We start from the raw sequence: 14,821 nt of genomic DNA, 5'->3' as shown, positions 1-14,821 counted from the left end.
TGTGATGATGGTCAATATTATAATTGGAGCTATCATTTTTGGTTATGCAGCATATACGTTAGTTAATTTTGTAAAGAGAAGTAAAAAAGGAAAATGCGCGGCATGTTCTTTAAATAAGTCATGTCAGTCGCAAACTTGTAGCCCGGATATGGAGCAAATTGCTCATAATAAATAGAAAAAAGCTTTGCGAAATTTCGCAAAGCTTTTTTGTTTTACTTTTTACTTTTTAATTTTTACAAGTTGAGAAGCTTCTACGCCTTTGTAACCAGGGAATTCTTTACTCGGGTCTTTATCAAATTTTAATACACCTACAGATTTTTCATCACCTTTTACATTGCTGTAAGTTGCGTCATCAACAATCGCATACATATCTGTATATGCACGGCCACTTCCGATAATTGTGTTGCCTTCATATTTTAATTTCGCTCCATCAAGTGTAGCATTTTCTACTTTCTCTTTTGCGAATAATACACCTTGTTCTGTTGTTACAGCTGGTAATTTATCAAGTGGTTTCGTGTTGTCTTTTTCATCAACTTTGCTAAGTAACTCTTTTTTCACTAGTTCTTCACCAGTTTTCTTATCCATTACAAGAACTTTTTTACCATCTAATGTTGTCATTTTCATTTTATAGAAGTCTTTTTCTTTCACTTCTTTTTTGTTTTTATCTGTAATTTGTTGAACTTGTTCTTCTGAGCCGTACAGTACAAAACCGTTCGCTTTCTCTCCTAATAAAGAACAACCTGATAATGCTCCAAATGAAATTGCTGCTGCTAATCCGATTCCTACTAATTTTTTCATGATGATTTCTCCTTTTATATGTTTTATAGTAAATACAATTTTTGTATTAGTGCTTACATGTGAAGAAGCTTGTTTGTTGCTTCTGGTATTAGTGTATAAGAAATATCGGAATGCAACTATCGAGTTAGCTTACAGTAACATTACACTTATGTAATTTAGTGAAATTGCACAAAAGTAAGTTAATTTCAAAGAGGGATAATGAGAATATATTAGAAATGCAATATTGTATATAGAATGTCATATTATAATGGATGTATTTTGGAAATAACATGTAAGGACATATTAGTTTTGTTATAATAAACACATAGGCTGTAAAAATGAATATTCTTTACTGTAAAGGGAGATTTTTCAGTTTTCCAAGTAGTGAATTTGAAATATGAGGTATATCATAGGAGGAATTTAGATGTCTGTATTTAAACGATTAAGAGATTTAACAATGTCGAATGTGTACTCGTTAATTGAAAAAGCGGAAGATCCAGTTAAGATGACGGATCAATATTTACGCGATATGCAAGCGGATGTACAAGAAGCTGAGAAAAGTGTAGCAGCTCAAATCGCACTTGAGAAGAAATTCAAAATATTATTTGAAGAGCAAGAAGCACTTGTGAAAAAACGTGAAGAGCAAGCTCATATGGCTGTTCAAGCTAATAACTTAGATCTTGCGCGTCGTGCATTAGAAGAAAAACAAAATGCAGAGCAAAAGATGAATGAGTATAAAGCAAGCTACGAGCAAAATAAAGCTGCTGCTGATAATCTTCGTCTTAAGTTAGAAGAAATGCGCAAGCAATTAACAGAGCTGAAAAATAAACGTGAAACACTTGTAGCACGTGTAAATGCAGCGAAAGCACAGAAGAATATTAATCAGGCGATGTCTGGATTTGATTCAAATTCAGCAAAGGCTGGTTTAAGCCGTATGGAGGAGAAAGCTCTTCAATTAGAGGCTGAAGCGGAAGCAAGCGGTGAAGTTTATAAGAAAGAAAAGTCATTAGATGATGAATTCGCAAGCTTAAACAAAAATTCTGCTGTTGACGATGAATTAGCTCGTATTATGAAGCAGTATGAGAAATAATATAGAATAGAGACAAATGAACCGACATGTCTAAACAAATTCATGTCGGTTTTCTATTATATTTTTGAGGAGGTTTTGCAATGACATGGATGAATGTAGTTGCCATGCTTGTATGGACTGGAGCGAGTGCAGTACTTTTATTTGCAATTATGTGGGTTGATTCGATTTTTACAAAATACAATGATTTAAAAGAAATCAAAAATGGAAATACAGCTGTAACAACTCGTTTTATTATGAAATTATTTGCACAAGGGTACATTTTATCTCAATCGATAACGAAAGCAAATGATTTATGGCAAGCACTTCTTGCATCAGCAGTTTCTTTCGTTATTTTATTAGTGGTAGAAATGTTTATCGAATTCGTATTAAAGAAAATGTCTGGTCTTGATTTAGAAGAAGGTACGAAAGAAGGTAGCGTTGCACATGCGATGTTAGCCGGATCATTACATATTGTTGGTGCACTTATTTTAGGTGCTTGTTTATAAAGAGAAAAGGAGGGGTAGATCATGAGTTTATTTAAACGAATTAAAAATATAATGAAAAGCCCAGAGCCACCGAAGCCGGAAAAAAGTCTTTTAACGTTAGCTCCTGGTGATATGATTGAAGTTTCATTAGTCATGTACGAATTAACTGGGAAAACGAGTATGCATTCTCGCAAGGAAATTGTTTTAACACTGCAAGACGGGAAAGACATTCGTTATTTAAAAATTGAAGATCGTGAAAATACGTATTACAAATTATATACACCAATTGATGGTCGCTTAGATTCAATTGAGGAAATTCCGACGACAATTGAAATGGATGATACAGAGTACCATATGGAAGAACAATATAACGGACGTGTTGTTGTGATGGGGAAAACACCATTCTCAGCTTCAGAGGAACAGTACGTCTGGGAATTCCAATCAGATAATCGAAAATTATTGCGTATTGAATGGCAAAATGGTCGTACAATGATGTATGAGGGAGAAGCAATCATTCCTGCTGATGTACAAATTATAAGAGCAACGTAAGGGGGCGTAATCATGTCAAACCGATTGTTTACCATGATTAAATCGTTTGTGATCCCTATACTTGCTATCGTTACATTACTTGTTATTGCTGGTTATGCCTTATCAGGTTGTCAAGGCGGGCAGACAAAATCGATTCAAGACCGTTATCCGCTTGAGTCTGTCGCAAAGGAAGGTAAACAAGAATCTTACGTGTATAGGGCCGCCAATCGGTCAGTTCCTGAAGTCGCGAAGGAACTTATAGCCGAAAGGAAACCGAAACAAGCATCTAAAGAAGACGAAAATCAAATGTTTCTCGTTTATTCGGATAAAATGTATAACCTTCAAAAGGATAAAGAGAAACCATCTGATACGTTAATTGAAGTAAGTAATGAAGAATTTGTCCGTCAAAACTACCAACCGTCCTTCTTGCAAGGATATATTATGGGTAGCATATTAAACGATATATTCGGTTCACGAAAATCATCATATGGTGATTATCGAGGATATAATGACAGACAAAATCATAAACCAGTTATTCTAGAGAGACCACCTACGAAAGAAGAAAAGAAAACCCCACCTCCAATTACGAAGGAAGGGAAAGGGTCTATCATTAAGCGAGGCGATAATGTAGATTCGAAACCATCAGTAGGTGATAAGGGAAGTATTACTGAAAAAGGAAGTAATACGACGCCCCCACCTTCTACTGGAAGCAAGGGTAAAATTACAAAAACACCAGGTGGTTCAAGTGGATCAGATGTGAAGCCGAAATCATCTATTAAAACGCCGCCAAGAAATACATCTCCTCCGAAAACGAGGGTCGGTGGTTCAGGGAAAATTACGAAGAGAAGATAGTAGAGAGACCGAAAAGTGTAAGTTGCTTTTTGGTCTTTTTTCTTGTTATAGGAACTAATTCCTTTCGGGTGGTGCAATTTAGGCGTAAGAGGGGAGAGTAAAAATATATCAGCGATTATTAGAATATATCGACCACAACTCAAAATATATCAGCGATTATTGAAATATATCGACTTACCGACAAAAACTGACAACGATAGCAACTTAATAATAAGAAGAGGGTGTGCCAAAATTTTAGCACACCCTCTTTTTTCATAATGATTAATGAATATCACGTTTCTTGAAATTACCGCCTTTTACTTCTGCTACATCATAAACGGTAATAAAGGCATTAGGATCGATTTCATTAATAAGTTCTTTCATTTTACTTTCTTCTAAACGGTTAATTACGCAAGAAATTTCTTTGAATTTCTCTCTTGAATAACCACCGTATACTTCGTTATATGTTGCACTTCGGCCTAAACGATCACGAATTGTTTCTACCATCAATTCAGGCTCTTTTGTAATGATTTTAAATGCTTTCGAACCACTTAAACCAACTTCAACGATATGAATCACTTTCGAAGCGATAAAGTAAGCAATTGCCGAAAGGATAGCTCCTTGAAGACCGAATACGGTTGATACGAAAATAAATACGAACATGTTTAAGAATAAAATAAGGTCACTCGTTCCAAATGGTAACTTACGAGAAAGCAATACAGCAAGCATATCGATTCCATCTAATGCCCCACCGTTACGTAATGCTAGTCCCATACCAAAACCGATGATAATACCACCAACAACTGTAACTAATAATGTATCGCCTTCAATAATAGCTGGTATTCCGTGCATGACAACGGTACCTATTGCTAATGAAGCAATCCCGATAATGGAATAAATCGCAAAGCTTTTACCGATTTGCTTATACCCTAACCAAACGAAAGGAATGTTAATAACTGCGATTAGAGCTCCTAATGGCAATCCAAATAATCTTGAACTAACGATACTTAAACCAGTCACACCACCGTCTGATACGTTATTTGGAATTAATACTGCTTCTAATCCGTACGCTGTGATAAATGCCCCAATAATAATCATCAAAGCTTTCGAAGCAATTTTTAGCTTATTGGGCTTGTTTTTGATAATTTTCTCCATGTAATTTCCTCGTTTCAAACTAGTTTCTTATTTGTTACGTAATTCACACCTAAATTCCATTTTAACATTTAATTTGAAAAATTTCTCCTTTAATGGATGTATGCAGGGAATATTATGACCATATTATCTTTAAAATATTTTTGAAATCAGTATAAGAAATCCCATCCTTTCAAAGGATGGGATGCTATTAAGAAAATATAAAACTAAGTACTGATACGAATAAAGCGAAACCTAAAATAGTTCCACATATTTTCATATGACGCTTACGTCCCATTACGACAATCGCAACATATTCACGGATCATTGCGTTAGGCCAGTAATAAAATGCAGTTTTTGATCCAATACCTTGGCTATTAAGACCGGCTTGTCTTGCATATATACCAGCACGGAAAAGGTGGAAATTATTCGTTGTAAAAATACTTTTATATTTACCTTCTGGTTTTAAAGAATCCATAATTTCTTTAGAGAACAGCATATTTTGATATGTGTTTACAGAGCGATTTTCCTGGACTGTATGTTCAAGAGGAATTCCTTTTTCAACAGCGTAACTTTGCATCGCTTCCGCTTCTGGAAGACCTTCATCTGGACCTTGTCCACCAGAAAAAATAATTGTTGGTGGTGTATTAACAGCGGCTTGTTTCCAATAGAAGTCAATCGCTTTATTAATGCGGCTTGCAAGTAAAGGTGGTACTTTATCATTAATTAAGCCGCTACCAAGAACGATGATGAAATCTTGATTACGTCTTGGTCTGTTGAATTGGTATAAAAAATATGCACTTAAGAAGTTAGATAAGTGTATAAAGAAATATATGCTTATAAGAGAAATAGCTGCAAAAATAGGCTCTAAATGCGATGAAACCAAACTTGCTGGATTTATAATAGGGAGTAACATAAAGAATAACATCCCTAAAGCAGCAAGGAGTGTTAAACAGTTAGTGAACCGTCGTCCTTCTCGCTTCATTAAAATTCTAGCATTAAGAAATAGCCCAAACATTAAAGCAACAATACCGAAAGGAAGCATAATGAGAAGTGCTAAAAAAGGTAAAAATATAATGTAGCGTAGGACATCACTATCTGAGTTCAATGATACAATCACACAAAAAAGAAGGAAAAAACAGATAAAGGCATTAAATAAAAAGCCGTTTATTATTTTTCGCGGATCTTTTAAATAGGAAATAAGAAAAATAATAAATAGTATAAGAGGAATAATTCCGAAATACATCATAAATATAGTACACCTCAATTTGTATAAGAATTTGACATACCTTTTATATTACATGATTTTATAAGTAAAAATGAAAGAAAAAATGATTTTGAATTTTCTCAATAAAATATATAGATACGTATGTTACAATATATTCAAAGCGATATATTAAAAGTAAAATGGTTGAAAAGGCACTCAGTAGAGTGCTTTTTCTTTTTGTATGCAATTGTGCATATTATATTTTTTTTCAAATGAAGAGGATTACAATATAAGTTGTAGACAGACTTTATAAAGCAGAATTTAATACAAACATTTCCCTCTACTTTTTGTATCTAACAATCGTATAACAATAAATAATTCTGTTTTATAGTGTCTGTTTTTGAAAAGTGGCTTCTTTGAAGGCACCTTTTTTTTATTAGTATAGATAGTTTTCACTGTTAGCATAGTGTAAACTATCTATACTAAACATTAGCAATCTTCCGTATAAATATTATCAATTTACTATATATTCCAGTGGTGTTAACCTACATATGAAAGGCTTTCTTTTTCAAAATATTACCCCTAATAAAATTTTGAAGAAGTCAACTGTCTCCAAACTTGTCTTTATGCTTAAAGAAAAAGCACTCAATTTGAGTGCTTTTTCTTATTGAAACATGCTATTTTTCTAGGCGATTTTCATAAAATAAAAGTAAAGAAATGAAAGTGGGTGACAAAATGCCGGCAGTTGTGGAAGGTGTTATTATTGAAAACTGCAATGGAACAATTAATGTAGGTGACAAATATAACGTACAGCCGATTGAAAAGACGAAGGCTTATAATGGATCGGGATCATCAAATACAGGAATGAAAGTACAAACGTTTAGTGGGATTAGTACAGCTGATGTATGGGATAATGATGCGAATGATCAGGGGATACAGTTTACTTTATAGTACAGTATGTAAAATTGCATAAAATGATGAAGTTGCCCTATGATACAATCTAGCTGTGAGCTGTTAATGATTCTTCTATAGTGTAGTTGTTAGATTAGAAATATAACATCTTATCGAAAATCATACGTACAAAAAAAGACACTTCAAACGAAGTGTCTTTTTTATTTTAGTGATATCCTTTAGCAGAGTCTTTATGAATTTTATTTTTAAAAATACTGTAGCTCCAAAGCTGATATCCAATAACGATTGGTACCATGACCATTGCTACGAAGAACATAATTTTTAAGTTTAATTGACTACCAGCTGCGTTGTATAACGTTGTACTGTATGCATCGTTAATACGGGATGGTAACATTCTTGGGAACATACCTGCAAAGCCAGTTGTCATAAACATTGCGATTGTTAGGCAAACGAATGTGAATGCAAGGCCAATTTTATGTTTGTACACCATAATAAGTGCGAGTACACTCATTAGCATTGCAAGTACTGGAAGAATGAATAGTACCGGATATTCCGTAAAGTTTTGGAATAAGTTTGTCCGATTAGCAGTTGCTACATAGAAGATAGGTAAAATAATAGCTGCTGCCATTGAAAATGGTCTTGCGATTTTATAAGCACGGTCGGATACTTCACCAGTCGTTTTAATCATGACCCAAAGGGCACCGGATACGACAAATATAGCAGTGAAGAACAACCCTCCTAAAATACCGTAATGGTTTAGTAAGCTAAGTAAATTTCCTTCATAACCATTTTTTCCGATTTGTAGTCCGTAATACAAGTTAGCGAACGTAACACCGAATAGGAAAGCAATTAAAAAACTGCCAATTGCAAATGCCCATTTACAAGTTTTTTGCCAAATCGGTGAATCATCTTTATGCATGAATTCCAGTCCAGCGGCACGCGCAAACAGTGCAAGTAATACTAAGAATAACGGTGTATATAGATAACTAAACATATTTGCATATGTGACTGGGAAGGCAGCAAATGTTGCGCCACCAGCTGTAATTAACCACACTTCATTACCGCCCCAGAATGGGCCAATTGCTTCTTGTAATTGATTTCGTTCTTGTCGATCTTTCGTAACGAAAGGAAAGATCATTCCGTTACCAAGTGCATACCCGTCAAGGATGAAGTAAACTGTCCAAATCACGCCCCATAAACCGAACCAGATGATTGCAAGCATATCATGAGACATGGGCCACACCTCCCTCAGTAGCAGGTTCTTCTAATGCTGCAGGTCCTTTTTTCGCGAACTTCAGCATTAAGTATACGTCTGCGATTAAAAGTAAAGTGTAGAACAAAATTAAACTAATTAATGAGAACCAAATTTGCGGGACAGATATAGGTGATACAGATTCTGCTGTACGCATTAGTTTATATACTGTCCAAGGTTGACGACCTACTTCAGCGACAATCCATCCTGCGTTAATCGCGATATAAGGAAGTAAGACAGACCATATTGTAATTTTTAAATAACGTTTTGAGTTTTCTAGTTTTCCTTTTCGGTTTAAATAGAAGCCATACCAAGTTAATGCCATAAAGAACATACCAAGTGCAACCATTAAGCGGAAGCTATAATACACGAGGTTAACATTTGGACGTTCATCTTTCGGAATATCTTTTAAACCAATAATTTCGCCATCAAATGAGTTTGTATAGAAGAAGCTTCCGAGTTTTGGAATCGTAAGGAATTCAAAGTTTTTCTCATTTTTTACATCAGGAATTTGAACAATTGAGAAGCCTTGTCCTTTTCCAGTTTCCCAAACTGCTTCCATCGCAGCTCCTTTTGCTGGTTGATATTTAGCTGCTGATACACCAGATTGATGTCCCATAAACGGTGTAATTGTTGCGGCGAATAAGCCTAACATTAAACCAAACTTAAATGATTTTTTGAAGAATTCCACTTCATTTTTACGTAATAAGTGATAGGCACTAATTGCCATAACGAAGAAAGCACCTACGATATAACAACCAATGACAGTATGGAAGAACATATTCCAAGCGTATGGATTCGTAACGAGTGCCCAGAAATCATTTAATTCAGCGCGGCCATTACGTACTACGTAGCCAACAGGGTTTTGCATAAACCCGTTTGCTGTAATAATCCAAAGTGCGGAAATGTTTGTTCCAAGTGCAACCATCCACATACAGAAGGCACGGAACTTTGGTGAAATTTTGTCTTTACCGAATAACCATATTCCCATGAAAGTAGATTCTAAGAAGAAGGCAACGAGTGCTTCGATTGCGAGAGGTGATCCGAAAATGTCTCCCATATATTTGGAGTACTCAGACCAGTTCGTTCCAAATTGGAATTCCATCGTAATCCCAGTTATAATCCCCATTACGAAGTTAATTGTAAATAATTTACCCCAGAAATTTGCCATTTTACGGTATGTTGGATTCAATGTGCGGGCGTATTGAGTTTCCATACATGCTACTAAAATGACAAGTCCGATTGTCAAAGGTACAAATAAAAAGTGATAAAAAATAGTAATTGCAAATTGAAAACGACTCAGTAACAGAACGTCGGACATAATAAATATTCACTCCTTTTTTACATTATCTACAATCAGTTTATAGTGAAAATACGTTTAAAGTATGTGAGACTTGTTACAAAGCTGTGTGTATATTTTGAAAGAATTATGTCGATTATCTGAAAATATCTTATTTTTACTATAAAGCGATATCCTTTTTGAGTTTTTCATATTTTGGTACACTATATAAGTAATGTAAATGAGAGAAAAGAGGGTTTTTTACTATGAAGTCATTAGAAGAGATTTTACAATACAATGAAAAATTTGTTGAAGAGAAAAGATACGAAGAGTATGAAACGGGAAAATTCCCGAATAAAAAAATGGTAATTATCTCTTGTATGGATACTCGTCTTGTTGAATTATTACCAAAAGCAATGAATATGCGTAACGGTGATGTGAAAATTATTAAAGTAGCAGGAGCTGTTATCTCACATCCATTCGGAAGTATTATGCGTAGTATTTTAGTTGCTGTATATGAACTTGGTGCTGATGAAGTTTGTGTAGTTGGTCACCACGATTGCGGTATGGCAAAAATTCAAGCAAGCAGTACAATTGAGAAGATGAAAGAGCGGGGTATAACAAATGAGAAATTAGATACACTCCGTTATTCTGGAATCGATTTAGAAAGATTCCTACAAGGGTTCTCTAGTGTAGAAGAAAGTGTAGAACATAGCGTATCGATACTTCGCAACCATCCATTACTTCCAGAAGAAGTACCTGTTCACGGTCTTGTTATAGATCCTGATACAGGAAAATTAGATTTAGTTGTGAATGGTTACGACAATTAAGAATTTACTTTGTCATCCTTTTTATCTGGGACAGGATCAAATCCTCCCGGGTGGAAAGGGTGACATTTTAATATACGCTTACAAGTAAGCCAAAAGCCTTTGAGTGCACCATGTTTTTGAAACGCCTCTAATCCGTAATGAGAACAAGTCGGATAAAAGCGGCAAGTTGGTGGTGTCATCGGAGAAATGAACTTTTGATAAAAGCGTATAATCCCAATAAAAATCTGTTTCATAATGGTCTCCTTTTCAGCATAGTCTTAAAGTATTATAGCACGACGGTACATAATACTTTACTAATGTGCATTTCCGTTATATCATATTGGATATAACGGAATTAAATTAAAAGCGGGAGAGATGTTGTATGCCATCAGTAGAAAGCTTTGAATTAGATCATACGATTGTAAAGGCACCTTATGTAAGACATTGCGGAGTTCACAATGTAGGTAGTGACGGTATTGTAAATAAATTTGATATTCGTTTTTGCCAACCGAATAAACAAGCAATGAAACCAGATGTTATTCATACGTTAGAACATTTATTAGCATTTAATTTACGTAAATATATTGATCGTTATCCGCATTTTGATATTATCGATATTTCACCGATGGGCTGCCAAACAGGATATTATCTTGTAGTAAGCGGAACACCGACAGTACGAGAAATCATTGATTTATTAGAATTAACATTAAAAGATGCGGTTCAAATTACAGAAATTCCAGCTGCAAATGAAACACAATGTGGTCAAGCGAAGCTTCACGACTTAGAAGGAGCACAACGCTTAATGAACTTCTGGTTAAGCCAAGATAAAGATGAACTTGAGAAAGTGTTTGGATAAAATAAAAAACTGCCTGTGAAAGGGCAGTTTTTTTATTGTCCTAAGAGCAACCATACTCTTCTTTTTTATGAAAATATATTACATACTCCAACATATAAAACAAAGGCAGAACAGAGAAAATAAACAAATGCTTTCGTTTTTTGCTGCTTCTTTATTTCATCGATTCCAAAAAGGATACACATAATACTTAAAAGGATAAACACGTAAGGTAAAAGAATAGTGAAGTTTGCAAAGAAGCTAAATAGGGCGAGAAAAAGAGCGATAGTGGCGATTATAATTTGAATGTTTTTTAACATGGAATCCCCCTTAAGTAGAAAGAAATAGTTACTGAGAGAAAATAATTATAAATGCTAAATTGGTCAAAATTTCATTCTACATATAACGAAAGTAGTTTGATATTAAAAAGAAGAATATGAGACTGGAAACGAAAAAATACGGGATACTCATTGATTTTCGTCCGGATTTCAATTCATTAATTCCTAGAAGAATAAAGAAACAACTGAGAATAAATTGTACGTATGGGAGAAGTGAAAAATTATCGGTAACATGGATATAAGTGCTTAGAATGAGTAAGAGAAGCATGAGAAATGCTAAAAAACTCCGTAATATAGTTAGAGTTAGCATTGTATAGCCTCCTTTAGACCATTTATCGGAATATTTCTGTGAAACCAATAAATAAAGCAGCGGCTCCTGCTAGTAGAGCGAGCACACTACCTCCTGTTTGCCTTTTTAATATTTCCTCTAAACTTATGGTGAGGGCCATAACTCCTAAAGAGATAAACATATACGGCATTATTTCTCTATTACTAGTAAAAAATCCATAGATTGCTATACATAAAGCAATAAGTGATAAAGTAATCCGTACTCCTTTTAGCATGCATGTACCTCCTTTTATTTGATATAGCTAATGATGAGAACAATCCAAATGAAAGCACCGGCAATAATACAAATAAATCCAGTTGCTGCCTCCTTTTTCTTTATTTGTTCAAATGCGATGAGAAACATTAAAGCCCCTAATAGAAATTGTGAAAGAGGTAAAAAATTATTTTGACCTGTATATAATCCAATTGCCGACATAACGATCACAGTGAGTGCTACTATGATGCGAAGTATACGAAGCATATTAGGAATTCTCCTTATTCTTTTTTGTATAAGGATTGTCTTCTAGTTTATCGACGGAATGTTTATAAGCATAGCCTTTATTAATTGTCATGATGGAGAGTACGAGGATGATTAGGACGATGATAATACCGATAATTAATATTTTGAACATAAAATCCCTCCTTTTCTTTATTTTACATAATTTTGTAATTGATGAAAACAATAGAAAATAAAAGGATGAAAGAAGGGTGTTACATGGAGACGAAAAAAACATATTATATATCAATAGGAAATGGTCAAATTTCACAAGTGAAGACGGCGGATACGTATAATTTTGAGATTTCCGCAAATGATGAGGAAATTACGGAATTAAGAGAGCACTTTGATCAAGCGTATGTAGAAGATTTAGGGTCATTTGTACGCTCCCACGTTCCATTTGTTGAGTATCATCACGATTCAAATAATGACCGATATGATGAACAACTACAAAAAGCATATAAAATGATTTACGATTTAGGAAATCATGAGACGAAAGAATTAGTCGCGCAAATGGGAATAATCAATGGATTGTAATTGGATAATATTATGCAGAAAAGCGAGAATATGCTACAATTTGTGGTAGGAAAAACTTGTAACCATCAATAGGGGAGTAATGGCATGTACAAATTTAAAGATTATTACCACAACACTGTACAATTATCGTTTGAACGTTATCCATTTTCTCCTGAGCCAAAGCATGTTTGGGTTGTATGCCGGTACGGGGATCAATGGTTATTAACACATCATTTACGTCGCGGTCTTGAATTTCCAGGTGGTAAAGTAGAAATAGGGGAAACACCGGAAGAAGCGGCAGTTCGAGAGGTTCATGAAGAAACCGGCGGCATAGTTTCTGATTTAACTTACTTAGGACAATACAAAGTATCTGGAAAAGACAAAATAATCATTAAAAACATTTATTTTGCAACAATTAGTGCGGTAGAAGAACATACGCATTACGAAGAAACGAAAGGGTCTGTTTTATTAAAAGACATTCCTGACAACATTAAAACGAATAGAAAATTTAGCTTTATAATGCGCGATGACGTATTAGCGCGTACGATGAAACATATAGAAGAAATCGGCTGTTTTACGAAGTAAAGTAGCCGGTTTCTTTTTTTTGTATGTAAGAATAAATGTAAATATATCTTTACATTTTAGGAGGGGGAAGATGGATAAAAGAAAAGAAACGACTGTTACTGTGTCTATGGTTAAATTAAATGTCTATGCATTTCTTATAATATTTGTTTTGGCATTTGGAATTAGTTTTTTACATGCACTTCTTTCAGGCGGGGTTCAAGTTGAAATTACGTTACCAACTGTGTTTCTTTTTATTATCGCAATGATTGTTCTCGTTTGTATTCATGAGGCAATACATTTAATTGGCTTTCGCTATATCGGAGGTGTTCCATGGAGTGAACTAAAATGGGGCGTTAATTGGAAATTAGGTGTTGCATATGCTCATTCTAAACAGGCGGTTACAGTAAAGCAAATGAAGAAAGTGTTAATGCTTCCGTTTTTACCAACTGGAATTTTGCCAATTGTATTGGGAGTAGCTATGAATCTGGAGCCACTCTCATTTTTAGGAATTCTACTAACAGCAGGTTGTATCGGTGACATTGCCTTATATCAAAAAGTTTCAAAGTTTCCAGATGATGCGCTAGTAAAAGATCATCCGAGTAAACCGCAGTTTACAGTATATGAATAATAAAGGAAGGGGAGGCGTTTTTGAACAACTGCTTCCTCTTATTATTTTTTGTCGGTGAATCAATATATTGTGAAAATTATTGATATAATTTAATTACTATTATTGTGTTTTTATCTCCACCTCTAAAAACGAAAGCACCTCCAACAAATCATCTACGATACGTGAATGCTTAAAATCACCCCAAAACGAATCTTTTTTCCAAACACCAAGAATTCCTACTTGTTCAGAACCAAGCACATCGTTTTCTGGATGATCTCCAACATAAAGACATTCTTCTGCCTTAACATCTAGTCTTTGCAAAGCACGTTCGAAAATTTCAGGGTGAGGTTTTTTAATTCCTTCAGCTTCTGAAACGAGAATGGTGTTTGTATACGTATGTATATGTAGTGCTCGAAGGTTGCTCATCTGAAATTCAGTAAAACCATTTGTGATAATACCAATTTTAATGTTTCGCTGTTTTAACTGTTGAAGTAGTTCATGCGTGTTTTTGAAAGGAATACAATGATGTTGGAAGTTTGTAATATAGTCGTGTAGCAGTTGCTCTTGCGTTAAAGTAGTAATGTTGTATTCGGAAAGGAGAGTAGCATATACTTTATCCTTCCACGTATAGCCATTATTATCGAGTTCAAGAAATCGAGAACAATACTCTGATTTCTCTATACTCATCAAATGTGAGGAGAAGCGATTATATTGCTCACAAATAAATTGTTCTAAAGATTGGCGCCGATCTAATAGTGTTCCATCTAAGTCGAATAAGATTGCACGAATCATGAGAAGCCTCCTTGCAGTTTTTATAATTAATTATCGCATATTCGTTAAAAAATGATTATTATATTTTTG

Annotated in this window: 22 protein-coding genes; 11 read left to right on the top strand and 11 right to left on the bottom strand. The window is 34.5% G+C overall.

Features of this window, described 5'->3' with window-relative positions; all coding sequences use genetic code 11:
* Positions 1-4: 4 nt before the first annotated feature.
* Complete coding sequence (locus N2V79_RS23600) at positions 5-175, top strand: FeoB-associated Cys-rich membrane protein (protein WP_000989598.1); 171 nt, start codon at positions 5-7, stop codon at positions 173-175.
* A gap of 44 nt (positions 176-219) precedes the next feature.
* On the opposite strand, the gene N2V79_RS23595 is transcribed toward N2V79_RS23600, so the two are convergent.
* A complete protein-coding gene (locus N2V79_RS23595) occupies positions 220-798 on the bottom strand; it encodes a lipoprotein BA_5634 family protein (protein WP_048565089.1) in 579 nt (192 codons plus the stop codon).
* Between the two features lie 403 nt (positions 799-1,201).
* On the opposite strand from N2V79_RS23595, the gene N2V79_RS23590 reads away from it, so the two are divergent.
* From N2V79_RS23590 to N2V79_RS23575, 4 genes are all read left to right on the top strand, one after another.
* On the top strand, positions 1,202-1,867 hold the full coding sequence (locus N2V79_RS23590; protein ID WP_000110281.1) for a PspA/IM30 family protein: 666 nt from the start codon (positions 1,202-1,204) through the stop codon (positions 1,865-1,867).
* An 80-nt stretch (positions 1,868-1,947) separates the two neighbouring features.
* Positions 1,948-2,352 carry a DUF350 domain-containing protein gene (locus N2V79_RS23585; RefSeq protein WP_000220087.1) on the top strand — a complete coding sequence of 135 codons (405 nt, stop codon included), beginning with the start codon at positions 1,948-1,950 and terminating at the stop codon, positions 2,350-2,352.
* A gap of 21 nt (positions 2,353-2,373) precedes the next feature.
* Positions 2,374-2,880, top strand: coding sequence for a DUF4178 domain-containing protein (locus N2V79_RS23580; RefSeq protein ID WP_000051755.1), 507 nt, complete (start codon positions 2,374-2,376; stop codon positions 2,878-2,880).
* A 12-nt stretch (positions 2,881-2,892) separates the two neighbouring features.
* The gene (locus N2V79_RS23575) at positions 2,893-3,711 is read left to right on the top strand and encodes a DUF4247 domain-containing protein (protein WP_242807147.1); all 819 of its coding nucleotides are present in this window, start codon (positions 2,893-2,895) and stop codon (positions 3,709-3,711) included.
* Between the two features lie 261 nt (positions 3,712-3,972).
* Here N2V79_RS23575 and N2V79_RS23570 read toward each other — a convergent pair whose 3' ends face one another.
* Positions 3,973-4,845, bottom strand: a complete 873-nt coding sequence (locus N2V79_RS23570) for a YitT family protein (protein WP_000411241.1) — start codon at positions 4,843-4,845, stop codon at positions 3,973-3,975.
* 187 nt (positions 4,846-5,032) lie between these two features.
* Positions 5,033-6,070, bottom strand: a complete 1,038-nt coding sequence (locus N2V79_RS23565) for a YdcF family protein (RefSeq protein ID WP_000990094.1) — start codon at positions 6,068-6,070, stop codon at positions 5,033-5,035.
* Positions 6,071-6,745: 675 nt separating this feature from the next.
* Here N2V79_RS23565 and N2V79_RS23560 point away from each other — a divergent pair.
* Positions 6,746-6,979, top strand: a complete 234-nt coding sequence (locus N2V79_RS23560; protein ID WP_002001299.1) for a spore germination protein — start codon at positions 6,746-6,748, stop codon at positions 6,977-6,979.
* A gap of 166 nt (positions 6,980-7,145) precedes the next feature.
* On the opposite strand, the gene cydB is transcribed toward N2V79_RS23560, so the two are convergent.
* Both cydB and cydA read right to left on the bottom strand, forming a co-directional pair.
* Positions 7,146-8,174, bottom strand: a complete 1,029-nt coding sequence (gene cydB, locus N2V79_RS23555; RefSeq protein ID WP_340720255.1) for a cytochrome d ubiquinol oxidase subunit II — start codon at positions 8,172-8,174, stop codon at positions 7,146-7,148.
* Complete coding sequence (gene cydA / locus N2V79_RS23550; RefSeq protein WP_053563495.1) at positions 8,164-9,513, bottom strand: cytochrome ubiquinol oxidase subunit I; 1,350 nt, start codon at positions 9,511-9,513, stop codon at positions 8,164-8,166. Before cydA ends, cydB begins: the two co-directional genes overlap by 11 nt.
* Positions 9,514-9,737: 224 nt before the next feature.
* Between cydA and N2V79_RS23545 the strand changes: the two genes are divergently transcribed.
* Positions 9,738-10,301 carry a beta-class carbonic anhydrase gene (locus tag N2V79_RS23545; protein ID WP_000838173.1) on the top strand — a complete coding sequence of 188 codons (564 nt, stop codon included), beginning with the start codon at positions 9,738-9,740 and terminating at the stop codon, positions 10,299-10,301.
* Here N2V79_RS23545 and yidD read toward each other — a convergent pair.
* A complete protein-coding gene (yidD, locus tag N2V79_RS23540; protein WP_000809334.1) occupies positions 10,298-10,534 on the bottom strand; it encodes a membrane protein insertion efficiency factor YidD in 237 nt (78 codons plus the stop codon). The two genes, N2V79_RS23545 and yidD, sit on opposite strands and share 4 nt — an antisense overlap.
* Before the next feature lie 128 nt (positions 10,535-10,662).
* Here yidD and luxS point away from each other — a divergent pair, with 128 nt between their 5' ends.
* The gene (gene luxS, locus N2V79_RS23535) at positions 10,663-11,136 is read left to right on the top strand and encodes an S-ribosylhomocysteine lyase LuxS (protein WP_001141371.1); all 474 of its coding nucleotides are present in this window, start codon (positions 10,663-10,665) and stop codon (positions 11,134-11,136) included.
* A gap of 65 nt (positions 11,137-11,201) precedes the next feature.
* On the opposite strand, the gene N2V79_RS23530 is transcribed toward luxS, so the two are convergent.
* From N2V79_RS23530 to ytzI, 4 genes are all read right to left on the bottom strand, one after another.
* Positions 11,202-11,432: a YczI family protein gene (locus tag N2V79_RS23530; protein ID WP_071731803.1), complete on the bottom strand. Its 231-nt coding sequence runs from the start codon at positions 11,430-11,432 to the stop codon at positions 11,202-11,204.
* 350 nt (positions 11,433-11,782) lie between these two features.
* A complete protein-coding gene (locus N2V79_RS23525; protein WP_000912054.1) occupies positions 11,783-12,013 on the bottom strand; it encodes a DUF3953 domain-containing protein in 231 nt (76 codons plus the stop codon).
* Positions 12,014-12,027: 14 nt separating this feature from the next.
* Positions 12,028-12,258 carry a DUF3953 domain-containing protein gene (locus N2V79_RS23520; RefSeq protein WP_000944455.1) on the bottom strand — a complete coding sequence of 77 codons (231 nt, stop codon included), beginning with the start codon at positions 12,256-12,258 and terminating at the stop codon, positions 12,028-12,030.
* Between the two features lies 1 nt (position 12,259).
* Positions 12,260-12,409: a YtzI protein gene (ytzI, locus tag N2V79_RS23515; RefSeq protein ID WP_000472791.1), complete on the bottom strand. Its 150-nt coding sequence runs from the start codon at positions 12,407-12,409 to the stop codon at positions 12,260-12,262.
* An 83-nt stretch (positions 12,410-12,492) separates the two neighbouring features.
* Between ytzI and N2V79_RS23510 the strand changes: the two genes are divergently transcribed.
* The 3 genes from N2V79_RS23510 to N2V79_RS23500 all read left to right on the top strand — a co-directional run bounded on the left by N2V79_RS23510 (position 12,493) and on the right by N2V79_RS23500 (position 13,981).
* Positions 12,493-12,810: a hypothetical protein gene (locus N2V79_RS23510; protein WP_000448409.1), complete on the top strand. Its 318-nt coding sequence runs from the start codon at positions 12,493-12,495 to the stop codon at positions 12,808-12,810.
* Positions 12,811-12,894: 84 nt separating this feature from the next.
* Complete coding sequence (gene mutTA, locus N2V79_RS23505; protein ID WP_000276382.1) at positions 12,895-13,374, top strand: antimutator 8-oxo-(dGTP/GTP)ase; 480 nt, start codon at positions 12,895-12,897, stop codon at positions 13,372-13,374.
* Positions 13,375-13,444: 70 nt separating this feature from the next.
* Positions 13,445-13,981 (top strand): DUF3267 domain-containing protein, encoded by a 537-nt coding sequence (locus N2V79_RS23500; protein WP_098390751.1) that lies wholly within the window; start codon positions 13,445-13,447, stop codon positions 13,979-13,981.
* 99 nt (positions 13,982-14,080) lie between these two features.
* Here N2V79_RS23500 and N2V79_RS23495 read toward each other — a convergent pair whose 3' ends face one another.
* Complete coding sequence (locus N2V79_RS23495; protein ID WP_088024712.1) at positions 14,081-14,752, bottom strand: HAD family hydrolase; 672 nt, start codon at positions 14,750-14,752, stop codon at positions 14,081-14,083.
* Between the last annotated feature and the right edge of the window lie 69 nt (positions 14,753-14,821).

Origin of the sequence: Bacillus sp. CH_70, from assembly GCF_038007045.1 — a bacterium.
Classification (GTDB): domain Bacteria; phylum Bacillota; class Bacilli; order Bacillales; family Bacillaceae_G; genus Bacillus_A; species Bacillus_A cereus.
This window is presented reverse-complemented; position numbering and strand designations above follow the sequence as displayed.

Excerpts from the sequence above, each read along its gene's own strand:
- N2V79_RS23595 (WP_048565089.1), bottom strand. The coding sequence starts at position 798 with ATGAAAAAATTAGTAGGAATCGGATTAGCAGCAGCAATTTCATTTGGA.
- N2V79_RS23565 (WP_000990094.1), bottom strand. The coding sequence starts at position 6,070 with ATGATGTATTTCGGAATTATTCCTCTTATACTATTTATTATTTTTCTT.
- yidD (WP_000809334.1), bottom strand. The coding sequence starts at position 10,534 with ATGAAACAGATTTTTATTGGGATTATACGCTTTTATCAAAAGTTCATT.
- luxS (WP_001141371.1), top strand. The coding sequence starts at position 10,663 with ATGCCATCAGTAGAAAGCTTTGAATTAGATCATACGATTGTAAAGGCA.
- N2V79_RS23525 (WP_000912054.1), bottom strand. The coding sequence starts at position 12,013 with ATGCTAAAAGGAGTACGGATTACTTTATCACTTATTGCTTTATGTATA.
- N2V79_RS23510 (WP_000448409.1), top strand. The coding sequence starts at position 12,493 with ATGGAGACGAAAAAAACATATTATATATCAATAGGAAATGGTCAAATT.
- N2V79_RS23560 (WP_002001299.1), top strand. The coding sequence starts at position 6,746 with ATGAAAGTGGGTGACAAAATGCCGGCAGTTGTGGAAGGTGTTATTATT.
- N2V79_RS23580 (WP_000051755.1), top strand. The coding sequence starts at position 2,374 with ATGAGTTTATTTAAACGAATTAAAAATATAATGAAAAGCCCAGAGCCA.
- N2V79_RS23545 (WP_000838173.1), top strand. The coding sequence starts at position 9,738 with ATGAAGTCATTAGAAGAGATTTTACAATACAATGAAAAATTTGTTGAA.
- N2V79_RS23500 (WP_098390751.1), top strand. The coding sequence starts at position 13,445 with ATGGATAAAAGAAAAGAAACGACTGTTACTGTGTCTATGGTTAAATTA.
- N2V79_RS23520 (WP_000944455.1), bottom strand. The coding sequence starts at position 12,258 with ATGCTTCGTATACTTCGCATCATAGTAGCACTCACTGTGATCGTTATG.
- N2V79_RS23495 (WP_088024712.1), bottom strand. The coding sequence starts at position 14,752 with ATGATTCGTGCAATCTTATTCGACTTAGATGGAACACTATTAGATCGG.
- cydA (WP_053563495.1), bottom strand. The coding sequence starts at position 9,513 with ATGTCCGACGTTCTGTTACTGAGTCGTTTTCAATTTGCAATTACTATT.
- mutTA (WP_000276382.1), top strand. The coding sequence starts at position 12,895 with ATGTACAAATTTAAAGATTATTACCACAACACTGTACAATTATCGTTT.
- ytzI (WP_000472791.1), bottom strand. The coding sequence starts at position 12,409 with ATGTTCAAAATATTAATTATCGGTATTATCATCGTCCTAATCATCCTC.
- N2V79_RS23585 (WP_000220087.1), top strand. The coding sequence starts at position 1,948 with ATGACATGGATGAATGTAGTTGCCATGCTTGTATGGACTGGAGCGAGT.
- N2V79_RS23590 (WP_000110281.1), top strand. The coding sequence starts at position 1,202 with ATGTCTGTATTTAAACGATTAAGAGATTTAACAATGTCGAATGTGTAC.
- N2V79_RS23530 (WP_071731803.1), bottom strand. The coding sequence starts at position 11,432 with ATGTTAAAAAACATTCAAATTATAATCGCCACTATCGCTCTTTTTCTC.
- N2V79_RS23570 (WP_000411241.1), bottom strand. The coding sequence starts at position 4,845 with ATGGAGAAAATTATCAAAAACAAGCCCAATAAGCTAAAAATTGCTTCG.
- N2V79_RS23600 (WP_000989598.1), top strand. The coding sequence starts at position 5 with ATGATGGTCAATATTATAATTGGAGCTATCATTTTTGGTTATGCAGCA.
- cydB (WP_340720255.1), bottom strand. The coding sequence starts at position 8,174 with ATGTCTCATGATATGCTTGCAATCATCTGGTTCGGTTTATGGGGCGTG.
- N2V79_RS23575 (WP_242807147.1), top strand. The coding sequence starts at position 2,893 with ATGTCAAACCGATTGTTTACCATGATTAAATCGTTTGTGATCCCTATA.